Origin of the sequence: Pseudorhodoplanes sp. (genome assembly GCF_035565795.1) — a bacterium.
Classification (GTDB): domain Bacteria; phylum Pseudomonadota; class Alphaproteobacteria; order Rhizobiales; family Xanthobacteraceae; genus Pseudorhodoplanes.
Genome location: NZ_DATMRV010000159.1, coordinates 1 through 20231 on the forward strand (window position 1 = coordinate 1; position 20231 = coordinate 20231).

Consider the following 20231-nt stretch of genomic DNA (forward strand, 5'->3'; position numbering starts at 1 on the left):
GTGATCAAGGACACGCGCCCCTGCTCGCCGAGCCCGTGATCATGGAGCAGATCGCGGAGTTCATGCAGCGCTGTGACGACCGCGCTTCGCAGGGCTGACCGCGCGCTTTCGCAGATTGCAGACCCAATAAACAAAACCCCCGGCCTTTCGGCCGGGGGTTCGTTTCAGATCAGGCAATGATCGTCAGATCACGGCCAGAAGCTGCGCTGCACGCGGACGGTCGCGGTCCAGAAGCTCTGGTCCTCGATCGCGTAGTTGCCAGCAGCCATGTTCTGGAAAGTGCTCACGTCGGCGGTGCCGGCGTAGGCGGTGTTGACCTTGGTGTAGGCCACTTCGAGGCCGACATCGAGGTTCGCAACCGGGTTCCACATGGTGCGGGACGCCAAACGATACGACGACCAGTCCGGATTGCAGTTGCTGACGTTCGTCAGGGCAACCGTGCCGAAGCGTGCACCTGCACAAGCGCCGGCAGCCATGATCGCCTTGGCGGTGTCGCTGTATTCGACGTTGAGGTAACCGGCGACCCACGACGTCCGCAGGCTCGGCGTCCAGTAGTGTTCGAATGCGATGGTACCGCCCCAAGTCTGGGTCAGCTCAACGCCGCCGTTGTATCCGGCAACCGTACCCGGATTCGCAAACACCGCATCCGTAAACTGACCGACCGCAACGCCTTGCTTGTGCACGAAGTTGTTGTTCTGCAGGGATGCGACATACGCGCCGGCCCCCTCAGAGTACGCGATGACGCCCGACAAGGTGTCCTTGGCATCCCACGGCATCTTCAGGGTCAAGCCGGCACCGACCGCCCAGCCCAGCTCGTTGCCCGGGTAGCTACAGCCGGTGACGTTCCCCGCGCCCTGACATGCAGGGGTGCCGGCAACACCGGCGTGGTAACGACCGCCGACGTCATGCAGGGCACCCATGATCTGGGCCGAACCCCAAGCCTGGTCGACGCGCAGGTTGGCAACGATATTCGGCATGCGCTGACCGATCCGGTCGTCCGCCGGAGTGGCCGTAGTCACCACACCCGGTACACCGGCAACGATGCCAACTCCCGTAACCGTTTGGCTCAGGTCCACCACCGCAGCGCCCATCTGGGTCTGGTCTTCCAGCGAGACGCTGGCTGACAGACCGTTTCCGAACTGCCACGTATAGGCGAACACGTTCAGACCGCCGGGACCCGTCGATCCGTCGAACCGAAGCGGCACGAGGCCGTAGGCGGCGCCGTTATAGAAGGCGAAGAACGTATCCGACCGGCCAATCGTGAAGCCGGCGAACTGGATGAAAGCACGCTCCATCGCCAGGGCAGGCGCGGTAGCGACGTCGCCGGTTACACCGTTTAGCGTGTTGACGCCGAAGGCGAAATACGAACGCAGGGTGCCGTATTCGGTCTGCGTACGCACGTCCGTGCTCAGACGGAAACGAGCCTGCTGTGCGAAAGTGTTGGTGCTGCGGTTGAACGCACCGGCGGCGGTGTGGTTGGCGTAATTGCCGGTCGGAGCATTGTGATACCCTTCCCAACGGACATAACCGCCGATCTTGATGCAGGTATCAGTGCCCGGGATGTAGTAGTAGCCCACGCCATACAGGCTGCAGATCTTCACGTATTCTACTGATCTGACCCTGGGCGGCCCAAAAACTGAATGAATTCAAACACTAAGTGCGGTTGGATTGGGCTCTCCAGTCGAATTCGCACGGGCCGGACAGGGGATAGGCTGGGTGCAGACAGGCACGCCCGGAGGTCAATTCGATTTCAAATCCGTGCGCATATCGTCGCAGGGGAGAGCCCGTGCATGCCGTTCTGCAGGTCCTCAATCTAGGGATAGCCTAGGTGACGCGCTTTCGCGGCTTGCGCAGCACGACGGGCGGCTCGGGATACCGTCTTCGAATCTGCTGAATCGGGTTGCGGCGGGGATATCGACCCCAAACCTCGCGCAACGCGGATGCGACAAATCCACGCGGTCTGTCTGGAGTATTGCGGGCAAGACGCGTTGGGCTGATGCGCGGGCTGGGAGCCGCAGGCCCAACTATCGGGAGCCGGAAGACAGCATCTGCCACCGGACGCAGAACCAGCTGGCCTGCGCCGATCGACGGCCGGGATCGGTTTGTGAAATCGGGCCTGCGGATACGGTGCGAGGCGGCGGGTTCAGCCGCGTCGCTGGCTCGAACGGCCCTGTCTTACGAAGCGACGCCGCTGGCCTGGACCGCGTTGACGTTGGCCGACGGAGGTTGAGGCACGCCGTCTGCGGAGTTTCCAATCACCGTTGCAGCGACCTCGGCAGCCCTGTTCAAGGTATCCTGCGCAAGATGCGCGTAGCGCTGTGTGGTGCGCGGCTGGGTATGTCCCAGCAGGCCCTGCACAACGTAGAGCGAGACCCCTTCGTTGACGAGGAAACTCGCAAACGAGTGGCGCAGGTCGTGCAGGCGCAGGTCGTCCAGAATCGCGCGCTCCTTGATCCGCTTCCACGGAAAGTGAAGCGAGGGACACGGGCGACCTGTGATGGGCGAGGGGAAGATGTAAGGGTTGTCACCCTGCCGGGGGATGGATCGCAGCAGCGCCATCGCGCGCCCATTGAGTGCGATCGCGCGCGGCTTGCCGGTCTTGGAGATCGGCACCAGCAGGGTGCGCCGTTCCCAGTCGATGTACTCCCATTTTGCGTGGGAGATCTCGTTGCGGCGCGCGCCGGTGAGCAGCAGCATCATGATGGTTTGCGCGGCGCTGCGGTTCTCGTCGACGTTGATCGATGCAATCAGGCGCTTGGTTTCTTCCGGTGTCAGGAAGCGATCGCGCTGCACGTCCGGGGCCGTGTTGAGGCCGAATGTGGGATTGTCGCGCACACCCGGAATTTTCCATTTCCGCGCCAGATTGAAGATGAAGCGGATCAGGATCAGCACACGGTTCGTGGTGCCGCTGGCGTAACCCTTGTCGCGCATCCGCTGAACAAGGTCGGCGACGGCATCGCCGGTAATCTCGTCGAGGGGCTTGGATCCAAGCACCGGGAGGATGTGAACGCGAAACACCGTCTCGTCGGTGCGCCAACTGCGCTTGTAAGCCTTGACGTGCGGCAGATACCGGTCGCGCACCAGTTCCGCGAGCGTTGGGATCTCTCGCAACTCGCGTCGGCGCGCCTGGGGATCCTCGCCGAGCACGGCTTGCGCAAGGATGATGCGCGCCTTCTTGCGGGCCTGGTCGAGGGCAAGCACGTCGGCCGCGCCGATCTTGTATTGGCGCTCGCGCCCGCGTTCGTCGCAGTAGCGCTGGTAAAAGGTCTTGCCGCCGGAGCGCCTCACCTCGAGCATGAAGCCGCGCTGCTCGATGTCGAAATAGTCGACTTTGGCTCTCCCCGCTTCGCAGGTCGCTTGCTCGACGAAAGCTTTTGTGAGGGCGACTTTGGGCATGGCACTCGTAAACAGAACTTTGATGAAGTCGATGTCACAACAGATGACATTCTCGGGTCAAGCCATTGCAACTTAAAGGATATTTTCAAAGACAACTTTGTCTTGTGTGACCAATTGCGCGTCGAAAAATCCGATCTTTGTGTCACAAGCAGCGACATTCGCAGCGGGGGAGAATGATCAGCCAAAATCGACACAAGCGGTTCTCCGTCGTGCCCAATATCGCGGCCGTGAACGAAGAGCGCCGCGAATTTGCAGCCAAGGTGCGCGCCGCACGCGCGTTGCTCGGTTGGACACAAGCTGAACTCGGCCAGCGTGTCGGTGTTACTCAGCGTTCGATCAATCGACTTGAACAAGCCGATGTCGACGTGCGGCGCTCGACGGCCGTTGCGATCGAAGGTGTGCTGAGAGACGAGGGCATCTCATTCGAGATGGTGCCGTCAGGCGGCTTTCGAATTCTGGTGTTGCCGCGACGCAGGCTTTGATCGCAGCGAATTTGCGCCGGCGAATTTCAATCAGGCCGCGCCGAGTCTTCTGTCATCAACGAAATCGCGCACCTGCGCAAACACCGCGCGAAACATTTCCGGCGTCAACACACCGGTATTCGTGTTGTAACGAGAGCAGTGATAGCTGTCGAAGAGCGTGATCTGTCCGATCTCGTTGCGTGCACCGTGGCCAAATTTCACCGCAGACTTGCGCGCGCCAAGCGCGGTGACTGTCGCATCATGTGCTATCCGTCCGAGCGCGACGATCGCCCGCAGATCCTTCATCTCTGCGATCGTGGATTCGAGAAACGACCGGCAGGTGTTGATTTCTGCAGGCGTCGGTTTGTTCTCGGGCGGGACACAACGCACGGCATTCGTGATGCGCGCATCGACAAGTTCGATCGTGTCATCGACACGAGCGTCGAATTGACCGCGCGCGAATCCAAATTCCTTGAGCGTTCCGTACAGAAGGTCGCCGGCGTAGTCGCCCGTAAAGGGACGACCGGTCCGGTTCGCGCCCTGAAGTCCCGGAGCGAGCCCGACAATCAGCAAGCGGGCGGCAGGCGGTCCAAACGATTCGACCGGCGCGTTGAACCAGCCTGGCTCACGGGCTCGCCATTGGTTGCGAAACGCAACCAAGCGCGGGCAACCCGGGCAGTCACGCCCGGGCTTGCCGCTGTCCCGAATAAAGGCCGGATTCTCAGTCCTCGAAGTCGTCGCCATCGGGGCCGATATTCGCGCGTTGCGTCGGCCGTTGCAAAAATTGCGGGGTGTGCTGGCGCGACTCCCGAGGTTCCCGCGCAGGACGCTCGGCCGGATCGCGGCCGATCTTGTTTTGCAGGCTGATGATGTCGACGAATTCGTCGGCTTGCCGCCGCAGCTCGTCCGCGACCATCGGAGGCTGGGAGGACATGGTGGAGACTACCGTGACGCGGACGCCACGCCGCTGCACCGCCTCGATGAGCGAGCGGAAGTCGCCGTCGCCCGAAAACAGGACCATGTGATCGATGCTGCCGGCGAGCTCCATGGCGTCGACGGCGAGTTCGATATCCATGTTGCCCTTGACCTTACGGCGACCGGTCTGATCGACGAATTCCTTGGTCGCCTTGGTCACGACCGTGTAGCCATTGTAGTCGAGCCAGTCGATGAGCGGCCGGATCGACGAATATTCCTGATCCTCGATCACGGCGGTGTAATAGAAGGCGCGCAACAGATATCCGCGCGACTGAAATTCGCGGAGCAGACGCTTGTAATCGATGTCGAAACCCAAAGATTTTGCTGTCGCGTAAAGGTTCGCGCCATCAATGAAAAGCGCGGTCTTTTCAAGAGTTGATGCCATCGTGCAGTCTTATCCTTGTCTTTTCTTACCGGTCGGCTCGTCGCCGGGTGACTTTGGTCGCGCAATGCGTCGGGTTGGCGGCAGGACAGCCGCCGGTTTTGATCTGCGCGAAAATCGTGGAAGCACGTACCCGGACGCCGCGAAATTTGACGTTCTCGAAAGTTCTCAAACCATGAGTCGGAAGCGGGCCGTTTGGTTCCGGCGGGGTCGTTAGCAGACGTTAACCGGCGCGTCCAAGCGAAAAGCACAGGCCAGCCGAACCTAATTTACTTCTTGCGATTTCAGGGGCATGCGAGTACCAACACGCGCAATTCCCCGTCGAAAACCCGCTAGAGGAGTGACAAGCCGATGGCCCGTGTCACCGTCGAAGATTGCATCGATAAGGTTGAGAACCGTTTCGAGCTCGTGCTTCTCGCGAGCCACCGTGCGCGCATGGTGTCGTCCGGATCGCAGATCACGGTCGACCGCGACAACGACAAGAATCCGGTCGTGGCGCTGCGCGAGATCGCCGAGACCACCATCTCGCCCGGCGATCTCAAGGAAGACCTGATCCATTCCCTGCAGAAATACGTCGAGGTCGACGAGCCCGAGCCCGAGGCTCCGCTGATTGGAACTTCCGGCTCGGTGGACGCCGACGACACCGACGTCGCCATGGAGCACATGAGCGAGGAAGAGCTGCTGAAGGGCCTCGAAGGGCTGACGCCCCCGGAGGTGCAGCCCGAGGAAGAAGAGTAGGGCCTTAACGACAGGCTCGGACATCGAGGCCCGGTTCGCCGGGCCTTTTTGTTTGGTAACCCTCCTGCATCGGCCTTGCGGGCGCGGCGAGGTGGCGTGATATGATTTTACAGGCCGGTACCGCCGGCCGGAGTTCATCATGGCGCGGTCGAACCCTCAATTGCCTCGGATGCAGAACCAGGCGCGCACGCGCGCGCCGCTGGAGCTGAACGGCTCGGCTCATCCTGCGCCGGTGGTTGAGAAGCCCAAGCCCGCGCCCAAGCCGCAGATGATGCGGCAGTACGAACTGGTCGATCGCGTCCGGCGCTACAATCCGGACACCGACGAGGCGCTCCTCAACCGCGCCTACGTCTACGCCATGAAGCAGCATGGCGAGCAGAAGCGGGCTTCGGGCGATCCGTATTTCTCCCATCCGCTCGAGGTTGCCGCGATCCTCACCGACCTGAAGCTGGACGATGCAACTGTCGCGGCCGCGCTGCTGCATGACACCATCGAGGATACGCCGGCGACGCGGGCCGAGATCGACGAGTTGTTCGGCAAGGAGATCGGTGTCCTGGTCGAAGGGCTGACCAAGCTCAAGAAGCTCGACCTCGTCACCAAGGAGGCCAAGCAGGCCGAGAACCTTCGCAAGCTTTTGCTGGCGATCGCGGACGACGTCCGCGTTCTGCTGGTCAAGCTCGCGGACCGGCTGCACAACATGCGCACCCTGCATCATGTGCCGGACGCGACGCGACGCCGGATGGCGGAAGAGACGCTGGACATTTACGCGCCGCTCGCAGGCCGCATGGGCATGCAGGAAATGCGCGACGAACTGGAAGACCTGTCCTTCCGCGAACTTTATCCCGATGCCTATCAGGTTGTGACGGAGCGACTGCTGACGCTCGGGCTGCGCAACAAGGATCTCATCATCGACATCGAACAGCAGCTGACGCGCAAGCTGGCCGATCGCGGAATCGCGGCAAAGGTCAAGGGACGTCAGAAGCGAGCCTATTCGATCTGGCGCAAGATGGAGCGCAAGTCGGTCGGCTTCGAGCAATTGTCCGACATCTACGCGTTCCGCCTGATCGTGAGCACGGTTGCAGAATGCTATCAGGCCATCGGCGTCGTTCACACGACCTGGCCGGTCGTTCCGGGGCGCTTCAAGGATTACATTTCGACGCCGAAGCAGAACGATTACCGCTCGATCCACACCACCGTGATCGGGCCTGGCAAGCAGCGCGTCGAACTTCAGGTTCGTACCCAGGAGATGGACGACATCGCCGAGTACGGCATCGCAGCGCACGCGCTCTACAAGGACGCAACCATCTCTCCGTCAGAGATGCTGTCGCGCGAGTCTAATGCCTATGCATGGTTGCGCCGGACGATCGAGCTTCTGTCCGAAGGGTCCAATTCGGAAGAGTTTCTGGAGCACACCAAGCTCGAGCTGTTCCACGATCAGGTGTTCTGCTTCACGCCAAAGGGCAAGCTGATCGCGCTGCCGCGACACGCCACGCCGATCGACTTTGCGTATGCCGTGCATACCGATGTCGGCAACATGGCAGTCGGCGCCAAGATCAACGGCAAGATCGCGCCGCTGGCTTCGGAGTTGCAGAATGGCGACGAGGTCGAGATCATGACCTCGAAGGCGCAGAAAGCCCCGCCGGCAGCATGGGAATCCATTGTCGTGACCGGAAAGGCGCGCGCCTCGATCCGGCGCGCGACGCGTGTCGCCGTGCGTGACCAATATGCGGGTCTCGGCCGGCGCATCGTGGAGCGGCTGTTTCACCGCGCCAAGAAGGAATATTCCGATGAGAAACTGCAGGGCGCATTGCCGCGGCTCGCCCGATCCTCGATCGAGGACGTCATGGCTGCCGTCGGCCGCGGCGAGATGAAGGCGTCTGACGTCGCGCGTGCGATGTATCCCGACTATCTTGAAGAGCGCGCCTTGCTTGCGCCCCCGAAGGGTGACAGTTCGTGGCTCGGATTGGAACGTGCAAAGTCGGTCAAGGCAAAGCTGCCGGCGGCGGATGCGGCGACTGCAATCCCGGTCCGCGGCATCAACAGCGATTTGCCGGTGAGATTTGCGCCCAATGGCGGCGCCGTTCCGGGCGACCGGATCGTCGGCATCCTGACGCCGGGCGAGGGGATCACGATCTACCCGATCCAGTCGCCGTCGTTGCAGGAATTCGAAAACCGGCCTGAGCAATGGCTCGATCTGCGCTGGGACGTCGAGGAGCGCGAGCCGCAGCGTTTTCCCGCGCAGATCGTAGTCAAGTCCGTCAACGAGCCCGGAACGCTCGCCCAGCTTGCGCAGGTGATTGCGGAGAACGACGGCAACATCGACAACATTCGCATGGAGCGTCAGTCGCCGGACTTCACGACGGTCACGATCGATCTCGAGGTCTATGACCTGAAGCACCTGACCGCGATCATCGCTCAATTGCGAGCCAAGCCCGTGGTCGCTAGCGTGGCGCGCGTGAACGGTTGAAAGCTGATGCCAATGTGGTGGTTCGGAAATTCCGCTTCACATCCGCGGGAGTTTCCTTGAGCAGATTTCCGAACCTGACCCACATCAGGATCACAGGTTTGCTGGTGTCCTTCGAATCCGAAGTCCGCTCACGAGCAAGCCGCCGAATGAAGCGGACTTCGGATTCGAGACACTCGCGGTGACGCACGCTCCCTATCTCAGACTTGGTGTGAACATCGATCACGTCGCGACCATCCGCAACGCGCGCGGCGGCCGGCACCCCGATCCCGTCCGTGCGGCGAAGCTCGCCGTCGCCGCGGGCGCGGACGGCATCACCGCGCATTTGCGGGAGGACCGACGCCATATCCGCGATGAGGATATGGCAAGGCTCAAGGCCGAGATCGACAAGCCGCTGAATTTCGAGATGGCTGCGACCGAGGACATGATCGCGATTGCGCTCCGGACACGTCCTCACGCGGCCTGTCTTGTTCCCGAGCGAAGGGTCGAGCGCACGACCGAGGGCGGGCTGGATGTCGTCGGTCAGCGCAGCCTCATCGAGAACGCGACGAAAACATTGGCGGGTGCGGGTATCCGCGTGTCGCTGTTCATTGCAGCCGACCGCGACCAGGTCGAGGCCGCCCATGCCGTCGGTGCGCCAGTCATCGAACTCCATACCGGCGCCTGGTGCGACGCGCTCGCTGCGGGCGAAGACGATGTTGCCGCCCGCGAGTTCGAGCGCATCAGGATCGCGGCGGCCTTCGCCCGGATTCTCGGCCTCGAGGTTCATGCCGGCCACGGCCTCGATTTCGCGACCGCCGAAACGATCGCGACGCTCCCCGAGATCGTCGAACTCAATATCGGGCATTTCCTGATCGGGGAGGCGGTGTTCGAAGGTCTCGACAACGCAATCCGGACCATGCGCGCGGCGATGGATCGCGGACGCCAGAATGTGAAGGCGGCATGATCCAAAGTGGCATGATCCTCGGGCTCGGCTCGGACCTCGTCGATATCAGGCGGATCGAGAAGGTTCTCGAACGCCATGGCGACCGCTTCATCCAGCGCGTCTTCACGCCGGTCGAAGTGGCGAAGGCGGAGCGGCGCGCGACTCGCATCGACACATACGCGAAGCGGTTCGCCGCCAAGGAGGCCTGTTCGAAGGCGCTCGGAACCGGGTTCCGAAAGGGAGTGTTCTTCCGCGATCTGGGCGTCGTGAACCTTCCGTCCGGACGTCCGACGATGAAGCTGACCGGTGGTGCGCTGAAGCGGTTGAACGAGATCACGCCGCAGGGTTATGAAGCGCGTATCGACATCAGTCTCACCGACGAATATCCGCTCGCACAAGCGATCGTGATTATCTCGGCGGTGCCTCTAAATGCTGCAAACCAGTCTCCGCCTGCGTCGATAACCTGAGTGTTTTCTGATAGATAGCGGCAGTTCGCCGCTTCGTTGCGAAGCGTTGATCCAGCCGCTACAACGGCGCGCCAGCGCGTAACCTTTCCGGACAAGAGGCCATGAGCGTGACCAGCACCAAGCGCAAGGAAAGCGGATTCGGCGAAACCGTCCGCGTCATCGTGCATGCGCTGATCATTGCGCTCGTGATCCGGACCTTTCTGTTCCAGCCCTTCAACATCCCGTCGGGCTCGATGAAGGAAACGCTGCTGGTCGGCGACTATCTGTTCGTCTCGAAATTCTCCTACGGCTACAGCTCCTATTCGTTTCCGTTTTCGCCGCCTCTGTTCTCGGGACGTATCTTCGGCTCGCCGCCCGACCGTGGCGATGTCGTGGTGTTCCGCCTGCCGAAGGACGACTCCACCGATTACATCAAACGCGTGATCGGCCTGCCCGGCGACCGCATCCAGATGAAGCAGGGCCTGCTTTACATCAACGGTGAGCCGGTGAAGCGGGAGCGCATCGAGGACTATATCGAAACCGAAGAGGGTGACCGCGCGATCCGCGTGAAGCGCTGGCGCGAGACCTTGCCGAACGGCGTGACCTATACGACGCTCGATCTGCAGGACAACGGATTCTACGACAACACGCAGGAATATCACGTGCCGCCCGGCAATTACTTCATGATGGGCGACAATCGGGATAACTCGACGGACAGCCGGGTGCTGAGCCAGGTCGGCTATGTGCCGTTCAGTCATCTGATCGGGCGCGCACAAATCATCTTCTTTTCGGTCGGCGAGGGCGAGCGTGCCTGGCAGGTGTGGCGCTGGCCCTGGTCGGTCCGCTGGAACAGGATCTTCAAGATCGTGCGATGAGTCGTGCAGTCGACAGTGCTGCGGCGGAAGCCAGCGCACCTGCCAGGCGCAAGGCCGGTACGGCCAAGCGGAAAGCAGGCGCGGAGGATTCGGTCGCCGTCGCGCATCCGCCTGCGCAGGACTCGACATCGAGCGACGATCCCGGCACCGGGAAGGCCAGGCGCAAGGTCCAGCGTGCGTCCGCGCTTGAGACCACAATCGGCTATCGTTTCCGGGACAAGGCGCTGCTCGAGCGCGCGCTGACGCACATCTCGGCGCTGAAGGGCCAGGGCCGGACCGGCAGCTATCAGCGGCTTGAGTTTCTTGGCGATCATGTCCTCGGTCTTGCCGTGTCGGAAATGCTCTTCGAGGCATTCCCTAAGGCCGAGGAAGGTGAGTTGTCGCGCCGCCTTGCCGATCTGGTCCGTCGCGAATCCTGCGCCGATGTCGCGCGCGCGATCGATCTCGGAGCCGCGCTCCGGCTCGGCGCATCCGAGGTGCGGTCCGGCGGCCGCTCCCGGGTCGCGATCCTCGCCGACGTGTGCGAATCCCTGATCGGGGCGGTGTTTCTCGATGGCGGATACAAGGCCGCCAAGGCTCTGGTCGAGCGCTACTGGTCGGAGCGGATGCGCAAACCGGCGCGGCCGCTGCGCGATCCAAAGACCGTCCTGCAGGAATGGGCCCAGGCTCGCGGCCTGCCGACACCGTCCTATCGTGAGGTCGAACGAACCGGGCCGCATCACGACCCGGTTTTCCGTGTGGCTGTCGTTTTGCCGGAGCGCGATCCGGCCGAAGGTCGCGGCCGCTCAAAACGTGCAGCCGAACAGGCTGCTGCTGCTGCGCTGCTGGCGCGCGAAGGTGTAGGCGCGGATGGATGAAGACAGGCTTGAGACGGCAACCCGCTGCGGTTTCGTCGCGCTGATCGGCGCGCCCAATGCCGGCAAGTCGACCCTGATCAATGCGCTCGTTCGCAGCAAGGTCTCGATTGTCAGTCACAAGGTGCAGACGACGCGCATGCCGGTTCGCGGCATCATCGTGGAAGGGGCCTCGCAGCTCATTTTCGTCGATACGCCTGGCATCTTTACACCGAAGCGCAGGCTCGACCGCGCCATGGTGACGAGCGCCTGGGCGGGCGCGCAGGACGCCGATCTGACCGGGCTCCTCATCGACGCACGCAAGGGCCTGGACGAGGAAGCCGAAGCGATCGTCAAGAAGCTCGCTGACGCACGGGGCCGCAAGTTCCTCGTGCTCAACAAGGTCGATGTGACCGACAAGCCGGCGCTGCTGGCGCTCGCAACCGCCATCAACGAACGCGTGAAGTTCGACGCGACATTCATGGTGTCGGCGCTCACGGGCGACGGCGTCGACGACATGCGGACATGGCTTGCGGGCGAGGTCCCGCTCGGTCCCTGGCTCTATCCCGAAGATCAGATGTCGGACGCGCCGCTGCGTCAGCTCGCGGCCGAGATCACGCGCGAGAAGCTGTTTCACCGCCTGCATCAGGAATTGCCGTACCAGTCGACGGTCGAGACCGAAGCCTGGGAAGAAAAGAAGGATGGCTCGGTTCGTATCGAGCAGACGATCTATGTGGAGCGCGAAAGCCAGAAGAAGATCGTGATCGGGAAGGGCGGTCAGACGCTCAAGGCGATCGGGGCGGATGCGCGCAAGGAGATTTCGGGAGTCGTCGAAGCGCCCGTGCACCTGTTCCTTTTCGTCAAGGTGCGCGAGGGTTGGGGAGATGATCCGGAGCGCTATCGCGAGATGGGATTGGAGTTCCCCAAGGACGGATAAGTCCGTCCGGCCGAGGCGTGCGGGTGAAGATCGCGACCTTCAACATTAACAACGTCAACCGGCGTCTGCCGAACCTCCTGCAATGGTTGAAGCGCGCGAAGCCCGACATCGTCGGGCTGCAGGAGCTGAAATGTACCGATGCGGACTTTCCCTCCGCCGCGTTGCGGAAGGCCGGTTACGATGCGGTCTGGCGCGGGCAGAAGACCTGGAACGGCGTCGCGATCCTCTCGCGCATCGGTGAGCCGGTCGTCACGCGTCTGGCGCTTCCCGGCGACCGCGACGATGCGCAGAGCCGCTATATCGAGGCCGCGGTCGGCGGCGTCCTGATCGGCTGTCTCTATCTGCCGAACGGTAATCCGCAGCCCGGCCCGAAGTTTGACTACAAGCTGAAGTGGTTCAGGCGGCTGTCGGTACACGCCCGCAAGCTGTTGAAAGCAAACGTTCCCGTCGCTCTGATCGGCGACTACAACGTCGCGCCGAGCGATCTCGATATCTATCCGACCAGGTCATGGGACAATGACGCGCTGATCCAGCCGGAAAGCCGCGCTGCCTATGCAAGGCTCGTCAAGCAGGGCTGGACGGACGCATTGCGCGAAATTCATCCGGGCGAGCGCATCTACACCTTCTGGGACTACAAGCGAAACCGCTGGCCGCGCGACGCAGGCCTGAGGCTCGATCACCTCCTGCTGGGACCAATTCTTGCCGGCAAGCTGAAATCGGCCGGTGTCGATCGTGCCGAACGCGGGCGCGAGGGCGCGAGCGATCACGCGCCTGCCTGGGTGGAACTGACGTAGCGCTCGTCACCCTCGACTTTCCGGACGGGATGGGGTCATGTCGCCCCATGCAATGGAGTGACGACGGATTCGTCCTCGGCATCAGGCGCCACGGCGAGGCGAATGCCATTCTCGAATTGATGACCCGGGAGCATGGGCGCCATCTCGGGCTCGTGCGGGGCGGAGCGGGCACGCGGATGCGGCCGGTGCTGCAGCCCGCCAATGCCGTGCGAGCGCATTGGCGTGCGCGGCTGGACGACCACCTCGGCACTTTTACGATCGAGCCGATTGCACTGCGCGCGGGTTCGCTGTTTGGAGACTCCCATGCGGTGTTCGCAGTGACGCATCTTGCGGCGCTGGCCCGGCTTCTGCCGGAGCGCGATCCGCATGAGGTCGTGTTCGACAGCCTCGAGACGATCATCGCGCATCTGGACGAGCCCGCGGTTTGCGCCGCCCTGATCGTGCGTTTCGAGTTGCTGATGTTGTCCGAACTTGGCTTCGGCCTTGACCTCGACGCCTGCGCTGCGACCGGGGCGCTCACCGACCTCGTCTATGTGTCGCCGAAATCAGGGCGTGCGGTATCGCGTGAAGCAGGGGCTCCCTGGCATGACCGTATGCTGACGCTGCCGGCTTTTGTGATCGGAGACGTGGAACGGATTGATGCAAAGGATATCGCCGACGGTTTTGCACTGACGGCGTTCTTTCTCGCGCGCCATGTGCTGGAGCCGCGCGGGATCACGTTGCCGGATGCGCGCTCGCATTTCATCACCGCTGTGACCCGCAGGTTGCCCGACGCGGCCTAGAAACGAAAAAGGCCGGTCCATGGACCGGCCAATCTCGATATATGCGCTCGATATGTGCGAGTGTGTTTAGCGGCAGACGCGTTCGCGCCAGCAGTGATAGCCATAGGGGCCGTATCCGCAGCGCCTCACATAGTAGCAATAGGGCGCGCGATAACCGTAGTAGCCGCCGCCGCCATAGTACTGAGCGGGTGTGAACAGGCCCTGCACATTCAGAGAAGTACCGGGCGCGCTGACCGGAGCGGCAGATGCAGCACCGGCACCGAGGCCAAGCCCCGCAGCAATAACCAGGGCAGTAACAAGCGTCTTCATGCTTTGATCTCCAATCTGTCTACGATGACCGCAGCGGTAGCGCTGCGCTTTAGTCCGGCAGCAACGCTACCGTTCGCAGATCCGCGTCTGTCGACGCGGTTTAGAAACCACCCTGCCGCAAAATTTATCCCCTTCGCGGCCACGCTACACGGGTACCATAAAATTTGGTGGGCCGCCGCATATTTCGGGCGCCCGCCAATAAATCGTCCGTGAAATGGCGGTCGCGGACGAACCGGTCCTCAGTAGTATCGATAGTACCGGTACGGACGATAGTAGGGACGGTAGTACGGGCGATAGTAGGGACGGTAGTAGCGCGGCGCCGTGTAGAAGCAGCGGCGCGTGCAGCCGTAGGGACCGCACCAGCGGCGGCAGACATAAGCCACCGATTCCGCCTGGCTGCCGAGGACGTCAGCCATGGCAGCGGGCGCCGGCAGCGTCATGGCTTGCGCATCATCGGATGCCAGCGAGGCGAACGACACAATCGCGGTAGCGGCCGCGATTGCGAGCAGCAACTTTCTCATCAGGGTCTCCCGAATGTTCGCGGCCGACGAATTTTGAGAGCCGGTTCTGGCCGCAGTGTTGTTCCGGCGTCCGATTAGATCGCAAATTCAATGAATTGCGTTGAGATCCTGCATTCATCGTGCATTCACGCCGGAACTCCGCCGGCGGATGCGCGGCGGCGCACATTTTGGTTCGCATGCGGCTGCCCCATACCCTCGGCTGCCTTGTTCGGCCCGGTGAGCCGGGTTAACCGAACGGGATGGGTACAAGGCTGATTCCTCCGCCGGACAAGGACGTCCAGGAAATCGCGCTGCGTGACGCGCTGGAAGAGCGCTATCTCGCCTATGCGCTGTCGACCATTATGCACCGCGCGCTTCCGGACGCGCGCGACGGTCTGAAGCCGGTTCACCGGCGCATCCTTTACGGCATGCGGCTGTTGCGGCTCGATCCCGGAACGACACCGAAAAAGTCGGCCAAGATCGTCGGCGACGTGATGGGTAACTTCCATCCGCACGGCGACCAGGCGATCTATGACGCGCTGGTCCGGCTCGCGCAGGATTTCTCCTCGCGCTATCCGCTGGTCGACGGGCAGGGCAATTTCGGCAATATCGACGGCGATAACGCCGCCGCTTACCGCTACACCGAAGCGCGCATGACCGAGGTCGCGCGCCTTCTCCTCGAAGGCATCGATGAGAACGCGGTCGACTTCCGTCCGAACTATGACGGACTGACCGAAGAACCGGTGGTCCTGCCGGGCGCGTTTCCCAACCTGCTGGCCAACGGATCGCAGGGCATTGCGGTCGGCATGGCGACGTCGATCCCGCCTCACAATGCCGCCGAGTTGTGCGATGCCGCGCTGTTCCTGATCGACAATCCGAATGCGCGCTCGAAGACCCTGCTGAAATACGTACCGGGGCCGGACTTCCCGACAGGCGGCGTCGTGGTCGATTCAAAGGAATCGATCGCCGAGGCTTACACGACGGGACGTGGCTCGTTCCGCGTACGTGCGCGCTGGACCAAGGAAGAGACCGGCCGCGGCGGCTACCAGATCGTGGTGACGCAGATCCCCTATCTCGTTCAGAAATCGCGGCTCATCGAACGCATCGCCGAGATGATGAACGAGCGCAAGCTGCCGCTCGTTGCCGACATCCGCGACGAGTCCGCCGCCGACATCCGCATCGTGATCGAGCCGAAGACGCGCGCTGTCGATCCGGTGCTGCTGATGGAATCGCTGTTCAAGGTGAGCGAGCTGGAAAGCCGCATCCCGCTGAACATGAACGTGCTCATCAAGGGGCGCGTGCCGAGGGTTATCGGTCTTGCCGAAGCGCTCCGTGAATGGCTGGATCACCGCCGCGACGTGCTGGTTCGCCGCAGCCAGCACAGACTCGATGCGATCGAACATCGCCTCGAGGTTCTGGGCGGTTACCTGATCGCCTATCTGAATCTCGACAAGGTCATCAAGATCATCCGCACCGAGGACGAGCCGAAGCCGGTCCTGATCAGGACCTTCAAGCTCACCGACGTGCAGGCGGACGCCATCCTGAACATGCGCCTGCGCAATCTGCGCAAGCTTGAAGAGATGGAAATCCGCACCGAGGACAAGGATCTGCGCGACGAGCAGAAGAAGCTCAAGTCGCTGCTGAAGTCCGAGGACGAACAGTGGAAGACGGTCGCGGGCGAGATCAAGAAAGTCCGCGAGACCTTCGGCCCCAAGACCGAACTCGGCAAGCGCCGCACGACCTTCGGCGAAGTGCGTGACGTCGAACAGGAGCTTGCGGAGGTTCTGGTCGAGCGCGAGCCGGTTACCGTTGTCGTGTCCGAGAAGGGCTGGGTGCGCGCCCTGCGCGGCCATGTCGCCGATCTGTCCTCCGTTGCCTTCAAGTCGGACGACTCGCTGCAATTCTCGTTCTTTGCCGAGACCACGTCGAAATGCGTGTTCTTCGCCTCCAACGGCAAGTTCTACACCATCGATGCATCGAAGCTGCCGGGTGGACGCGGGCACGGCGAGCCGGTGCGGCTGTTCATCGATCTCGAGCAGGACGCCACCATCGTCGCCGCCTTCAAGCATCAGGGCGGGCGCAAGTTCATCCTGGCTTCCGGCGAGGGCAAGGGCTTCGTCGTGGCGGAGGACGAGTGCCTCGCCAACACGCGCAAGGGCAAGCAGGTGCTCAACGTCAAGGCCCCCGACAAGGCCGTCGCGATCGCATTGGTGGAAGGCGATCTCGTCGCCGCAATCGGCGAGAACCGCAAGATGATCGTGTTCCCGATTGATCAGGTGCCGGAGATGACGCGCGGCGCGGGCGTGCGGCTGCAGCGCTACAAGGACGGCATCCTGAGCGACATCGTGACCTTCTCGTCCAAGGGCGATGGGCTCAACTGGTTCGACAGCGCCGGCCGCGCGCAGAATACGCCGCTGAAGGAGCTTGCCGCGTGGCGCGGCAATCGCGGCGATGCCGGGCGCGTCAAGCCGGATCGTTTCCCGAAGAACAACAGGTTCGGCAGATCGATCGGCTAGGCTACGTCTCCGCGCGGATCCAGCCCTGCGACATCAGGCGCTCCTGCGGGAGGAAGCGGCTCTTGTAATCCATCTTGCGAGAGCCGCGCACCCAATAGCCGAGATAGACGTAGGGCAGGCCCATCTGCTTTGCGCGCGCGATGTGATCGAGGATCATCAGCGAGCCGAGTGAACGCGCCTCGTAGTCCGGATCGAAGAACGAATAGACCATCGACAGGCCATCGCTGAGCAGGTCGGTCAGCGCGACCGCAATCAATTGGCCAGTGTGGCGCCCCGACGTTTCTTCCGGCTGCAGCCGGTACTCCACCATGCGGGTCTCGACATGCGAGTCCTCGACCATCATCGCGTAGTCGAGCACGGTCATGTCGGCCATGCCGCCATCGCGATGGCGTTCGTCGAGATAGGCGCGGAAGATCGAATATTGCTCCGAACTCGGCACCGCGGCCCGCATTTCGCCCGAGACATCGGAATTGCGCTGCGCGATCCGGCGCAGGGATCGTCCGGGGACGAAATCGTTCACCACCACACGAACTGACACGCAGGCGCGGCAGGTTTCGCAGGCTGGCCTATACGCGATCGACTGGCTGCGCCGGAAGCCGCCATGGGTGAGGAGGTCGTTCAGGCCCGGAGCGCGATCGCCCACAAGATGCGTAAACACCTTCCGCTCTTCCTTGCCCGGAAGGTACGGGCAGGGCGAGGGCGCCGTCAGATAGAATTGCGGCGTATCGCGCGAATGCTGGGTCACGGCCGGCCAATGCTCCGGCGCAAACTCTGACCGGCAGGACGGCTCTCGTCAAACGGTACCGGGACCGGGTTCCGGAGGGCGGGGGGCTCCGGCGCGGTCGGGGTTGTTGATCACCACCGTTCCCACCAGGAAATCGTGCAGCAGCCGCCCCCGCTTGTTGAAGAAGCAGACCAGCAGAATGAGCGGGGTCAGCACGCTGGTCGAGACCCAGAACAGTCCGGCATGGACGATCGCCAGCACGAAATACGAGGGCGCGCCGTACCAGGTCCGCATCTCGATATCGAGCGCGCGCATCCCGATGGTGGCGGAACGCGGTCCGCCGAGCGTGGTCCCGTAATAGTACGCCGCCCAGATCAGGGTGATCACCGGCATCAGGCCGAACAAACTGAAGCCGAGCCCCAGCGTCACGATGCCGATCGCGAGGAAAAACAGCCAGACGAGGATCAGCGGGACCGCGAGGATTACGAGATCGATCACGAAGGCAAGGACGCGCCGCGCCGGCACCCCGTCAAACAATTCCGGATGGGCGTCCGGGTCGTATGCATGCGGCTTCACGTCATAGGAGACGCCGATCCGGTCCCGTTCGTCCGCCATGGGCCCCTGTCCGCAATCAGATGCCGAAAAATCAGTTCCGCCAAGTCTAACGTAACGCAACCTCCGCGCCTATAGTGCCATCCGCGAGGACAAGAGTATGATCAGGCTGAGCGATATCGAGGATGCGCAGACCATTCTGGAAGGGCGCATTCTGCGCACGCCGATGCTGCCGGCGCCCAAGCTCTCCGCGCTCACCGGCGCTGAAGTCTTCGTCAAATACGAAAACCTGCAGGTCACGAACTCGTTCAAGGAGCGCGGCGCGCTCAATAAGCTGGCGAGTCTCGATGCTGCCGATCGCGCTCGCGGCGTGATCGCCATGTCGGCAGGCAATCATGCGCAGGCGGTTGCCTATCATGCCTCGCGACTTGGTATTGCGGCGACCATCGTGATGCCGGTCACGACGCCTGCGGTGAAAGTCGCTTCGACACGCGCCTATGGTGCGACGGTGGTCCTGCACGGCGAGACGATTTCGGAGGCGCAGGCGCGCGCGGAAGAGCTTCAGGCTCAGCAGGGCCTGCTGTTCATCCACCCTTACGACGATCCGCGCATCATCGCGGGGCAGGGCACGATCGCGATCGAAATGCTCGACGACAGGCCCGATCTCGACAGCCTGATCGTGCCGATCGGCGGTGGCGGCCTGATCTCCGGCAACGCGGTTGCGGCGAAGGCCATCAATCCGCAGATCGAGGTGATCGGTGTCGAAGCCGAACTCTATCCGTCCATGTGGAATGCGCTGCATGGAAAGGATCAACCGTGCGGTGGCGCGACGCTGGCGGAAGGCATTGCGGTGAAGAATGTCGGCAAGCTCACGCTGCCGATCATCCGCGAGCTCGTGTCCGACGTGATGCTGGTCAGCGAGACGCAGCTTGAACGCGCCGTAAACGCCTATCTGACGTTGCAGAAGACCATGGCGGAAGGTGCCGGCGCGGCGGGGCTCGCTGCGATGCTGAAGGAGCCTCAGCGCTTCAAGGGCAAGCGCGTCGGTCTGATCCTGTGCGGCGGCAACATCGACCCGCGCATTCTCGCCTCCATCATGGTGCGCGAACTGGAACGCGACGAGCAGATCATATCGTTCCGTCTCACCATTCCCGACCGGCCGGGCGTGCTCGGTCATATCGCAAGCAGGCTCGGTGAACTCGGCGCCAACATCCTCGAAGTCGATCACAAGCGTCTGTTTCTCGACGTGCCAGCCAAGGGCGCGCGTCTCGATGTGACGGTGGAGGCGCGCGATCACGCGCATGCCGAGGAGATCCTCAGCGCGTTTGCTGCGGATGGCTACAATCCCGCGCGCATCTATGCGAGCGACGTCAGGGGCTGATCGGTTTCGGCAAACGCAGCAACGGGCTTTGCCGGTTGAGGCAAAGCCGGTGTCGATCCGGCAAGAGCGGATGGCGACGGCCGTTAGCGAAAGAACTGTCCGTCAGCCGCGCAGCAATTCCGCGGTCCGCGGCGCAAAATACGTCAGGATCCCGTCGGCGCCGGCACGCTTGAACGCGATCAGGCTCTCCAGCATCGCCTTCTCGCCGTCGAGCCAGCCATTCTGCACGGCCGCGGTGATC

The 20231-nt window shown here is 62.6% G+C and carries 20 protein-coding genes and 1 pseudogene; 12 read left to right on the forward strand and 9 right to left on the reverse strand.

What is annotated here, in order from left to right; translation table 11 throughout:
• Positions 1–188 precede the first annotated feature (188 nt).
• Both VNZ93_RS14615 and VNZ93_RS14620 read right to left on the reverse strand, forming a co-directional pair.
• Positions 189–1646, reverse strand: coding sequence for a porin (locus tag VNZ93_RS14615; protein ID WP_325706396.1), 1458 nt, complete (start codon positions 1644–1646; stop codon positions 189–191).
• Positions 1647–2175: 529 nt separating this feature from the next.
• On the reverse strand, positions 2176–3396 hold the full coding sequence (locus tag VNZ93_RS14620) for a tyrosine-type recombinase/integrase (protein ID WP_325706349.1): 1221 nt from the start codon (positions 3394–3396) through the stop codon (positions 2176–2178).
• A gap of 173 nt (positions 3397–3569) precedes the next feature.
• Here VNZ93_RS14620 and VNZ93_RS14625 point away from each other — a divergent pair, with 173 nt between their 5' ends.
• Entirely contained in the window at positions 3570–3878 is a 309-nt protein-coding gene (locus VNZ93_RS14625) for a helix-turn-helix transcriptional regulator (protein WP_325706352.1), read from the forward strand.
• A 30-nt stretch (positions 3879–3908) separates the two neighbouring features.
• Here the strand turns inward: VNZ93_RS14625 and VNZ93_RS14630 are convergent, their stop codons facing one another.
• Positions 3909–4601 (reverse strand): uracil-DNA glycosylase, encoded by a 693-nt coding sequence (locus tag VNZ93_RS14630; protein WP_325706355.1) that lies wholly within the window; start codon positions 4599–4601, stop codon positions 3909–3911.
• Positions 4579–5217 (reverse strand): NYN domain-containing protein, encoded by a 639-nt coding sequence (locus tag VNZ93_RS14635; RefSeq protein WP_325706358.1) that lies wholly within the window; start codon positions 5215–5217, stop codon positions 4579–4581. Before VNZ93_RS14635 ends, VNZ93_RS14630 begins: the two co-directional genes overlap by 23 nt.
• Before the next feature lie 348 nt (positions 5218–5565).
• Between VNZ93_RS14635 and rpoZ the strand changes: the two genes are divergently transcribed.
• The 9 genes from rpoZ to recO all read left to right on the forward strand — a co-directional run bounded on the left by rpoZ (position 5566) and on the right by recO (position 14008).
• The gene (gene rpoZ, locus VNZ93_RS14640) at positions 5566–5952 is read left to right on the forward strand and encodes a DNA-directed RNA polymerase subunit omega (protein ID WP_325706361.1); all 387 of its coding nucleotides are present in this window, start codon (positions 5566–5568) and stop codon (positions 5950–5952) included.
• A 139-nt stretch (positions 5953–6091) separates the two neighbouring features.
• A complete protein-coding gene (locus VNZ93_RS14645; protein ID WP_414710081.1) occupies positions 6092–8419 on the forward strand; it encodes a RelA/SpoT family protein in 2328 nt (775 codons plus the stop codon).
• Between the two features lie 178 nt (positions 8420–8597).
• Positions 8598–9362, forward strand: a complete 765-nt coding sequence (locus VNZ93_RS14650; RefSeq protein WP_325706364.1) for a pyridoxine 5'-phosphate synthase — start codon at positions 8598–8600, stop codon at positions 9360–9362.
• Between the two features lie 11 nt (positions 9363–9373).
• On the forward strand, positions 9374–9808 hold the full coding sequence (gene acpS / locus VNZ93_RS14655; RefSeq protein WP_325706400.1) for a holo-ACP synthase: 435 nt from the start codon (positions 9374–9376) through the stop codon (positions 9806–9808).
• A gap of 101 nt (positions 9809–9909) precedes the next feature.
• Complete coding sequence (gene lepB, locus VNZ93_RS14660; RefSeq protein ID WP_325706367.1) at positions 9910–10662, forward strand: signal peptidase I; 753 nt, start codon at positions 9910–9912, stop codon at positions 10660–10662.
• Complete coding sequence (gene rnc / locus VNZ93_RS14665) at positions 10659–11519, forward strand: ribonuclease III (protein WP_325706369.1); 861 nt, start codon at positions 10659–10661, stop codon at positions 11517–11519. The genes lepB and rnc overlap by 4 nt, the downstream gene beginning before the upstream one ends.
• A complete protein-coding gene (gene era / locus VNZ93_RS14670; protein ID WP_325706372.1) occupies positions 11512–12432 on the forward strand; it encodes a GTPase Era in 921 nt (306 codons plus the stop codon). Before rnc ends, era begins: the two co-directional genes overlap by 8 nt.
• Positions 12433–12455: 23 nt before the next feature.
• Positions 12456–13226 carry an exodeoxyribonuclease III gene (locus tag VNZ93_RS14675; protein ID WP_325706374.1) on the forward strand — a complete coding sequence of 257 codons (771 nt, stop codon included), beginning with the start codon at positions 12456–12458 and terminating at the stop codon, positions 13224–13226.
• 47 nt (positions 13227–13273) lie between these two features.
• The gene (gene recO, locus VNZ93_RS14680; protein WP_325706376.1) at positions 13274–14008 is read left to right on the forward strand and encodes a DNA repair protein RecO; all 735 of its coding nucleotides are present in this window, start codon (positions 13274–13276) and stop codon (positions 14006–14008) included.
• Positions 14009–14074: 66 nt separating this feature from the next.
• Here the strand turns inward: recO and VNZ93_RS14685 are convergent, their stop codons facing one another.
• Positions 14075–14317: a hypothetical protein gene (locus tag VNZ93_RS14685; protein WP_325706379.1), complete on the reverse strand. Its 243-nt coding sequence runs from the start codon at positions 14315–14317 to the stop codon at positions 14075–14077.
• 239 nt (positions 14318–14556) lie between these two features.
• Positions 14557–14838 carry a hypothetical protein gene (locus VNZ93_RS14690; protein WP_325706382.1) on the reverse strand — a complete coding sequence of 94 codons (282 nt, stop codon included), beginning with the start codon at positions 14836–14838 and terminating at the stop codon, positions 14557–14559.
• 239 nt (positions 14839–15077) lie between these two features.
• Between VNZ93_RS14690 and parC the strand changes: the two genes are divergently transcribed.
• Positions 15078–17333, forward strand: coding sequence for a DNA topoisomerase IV subunit A (gene parC / locus VNZ93_RS14695; protein WP_325706385.1), 2256 nt, complete (start codon positions 15078–15080; stop codon positions 17331–17333).
• A 1-nt stretch (position 17334) separates the two neighbouring features.
• Here the strand turns inward: parC and VNZ93_RS14700 are convergent, their stop codons facing one another.
• Complete coding sequence (locus VNZ93_RS14700) at positions 17335–18078, reverse strand: arginyltransferase (protein WP_325706388.1); 744 nt, start codon at positions 18076–18078, stop codon at positions 17335–17337.
• 48 nt (positions 18079–18126) lie between these two features.
• On the reverse strand, positions 18127–18672 hold the full coding sequence (locus VNZ93_RS14705; protein ID WP_325706391.1) for an RDD family protein: 546 nt from the start codon (positions 18670–18672) through the stop codon (positions 18127–18129).
• A 97-nt stretch (positions 18673–18769) separates the two neighbouring features.
• On the opposite strand from VNZ93_RS14705, the gene VNZ93_RS14710 reads away from it, so the two are divergent.
• Positions 18770–19990: a threonine ammonia-lyase gene (locus VNZ93_RS14710; protein ID WP_325706393.1), complete on the forward strand. Its 1221-nt coding sequence runs from the start codon at positions 18770–18772 to the stop codon at positions 19988–19990.
• A gap of 102 nt (positions 19991–20092) precedes the next feature.
• Here VNZ93_RS14710 and VNZ93_RS14715 read toward each other — a convergent pair.
• Positions 20093–20231: pseudogene (locus VNZ93_RS14715) on the reverse strand (porphobilinogen synthase); the annotation flags it as partial.

Coding starts and splice junctions, on each gene's coding strand:
- VNZ93_RS14620 (WP_325706349.1), bottom strand. CDS start 3,396: ATGCCCAAAGTCGCCCTCACAAAAGCTTTCGTCGAGCAAGCGACCTGC.
- VNZ93_RS14625 (WP_325706352.1), top strand. CDS start 3,570: ATGATCAGCCAAAATCGACACAAGCGGTTCTCCGTCGTGCCCAATATC.
- VNZ93_RS14630 (WP_325706355.1), bottom strand. CDS start 4,601: ATGGCGACGACTTCGAGGACTGAGAATCCGGCCTTTATTCGGGACAGC.
- VNZ93_RS14635 (WP_325706358.1), bottom strand. CDS start 5,217: ATGGCATCAACTCTTGAAAAGACCGCGCTTTTCATTGATGGCGCGAAC.
- rpoZ (WP_325706361.1), top strand. CDS start 5,566: ATGGCCCGTGTCACCGTCGAAGATTGCATCGATAAGGTTGAGAACCGT.
- VNZ93_RS14645 (WP_414710081.1), top strand. CDS start 6,092: ATGGCGCGGTCGAACCCTCAATTGCCTCGGATGCAGAACCAGGCGCGC.
- acpS (WP_325706400.1), top strand. CDS start 9,374: ATGATCCTCGGGCTCGGCTCGGACCTCGTCGATATCAGGCGGATCGAG.
- lepB (WP_325706367.1), top strand. CDS start 9,910: ATGAGCGTGACCAGCACCAAGCGCAAGGAAAGCGGATTCGGCGAAACC.
- rnc (WP_325706369.1), top strand. CDS start 10,659: ATGAGTCGTGCAGTCGACAGTGCTGCGGCGGAAGCCAGCGCACCTGCC.
- era (WP_325706372.1), top strand. CDS start 11,512: ATGGATGAAGACAGGCTTGAGACGGCAACCCGCTGCGGTTTCGTCGCG.
- recO (WP_325706376.1), top strand. CDS start 13,274: ATGCAATGGAGTGACGACGGATTCGTCCTCGGCATCAGGCGCCACGGC.
- VNZ93_RS14685 (WP_325706379.1), bottom strand. CDS start 14,317: ATGAAGACGCTTGTTACTGCCCTGGTTATTGCTGCGGGGCTTGGCCTC.
- VNZ93_RS14690 (WP_325706382.1), bottom strand. CDS start 14,838: ATGAGAAAGTTGCTGCTCGCAATCGCGGCCGCTACCGCGATTGTGTCG.
- parC (WP_325706385.1), top strand. CDS start 15,078: ATGGGTACAAGGCTGATTCCTCCGCCGGACAAGGACGTCCAGGAAATC.
- VNZ93_RS14705 (WP_325706391.1), bottom strand. CDS start 18,672: ATGGCGGACGAACGGGACCGGATCGGCGTCTCCTATGACGTGAAGCCG.
- VNZ93_RS14710 (WP_325706393.1), top strand. CDS start 18,770: ATGATCAGGCTGAGCGATATCGAGGATGCGCAGACCATTCTGGAAGGG.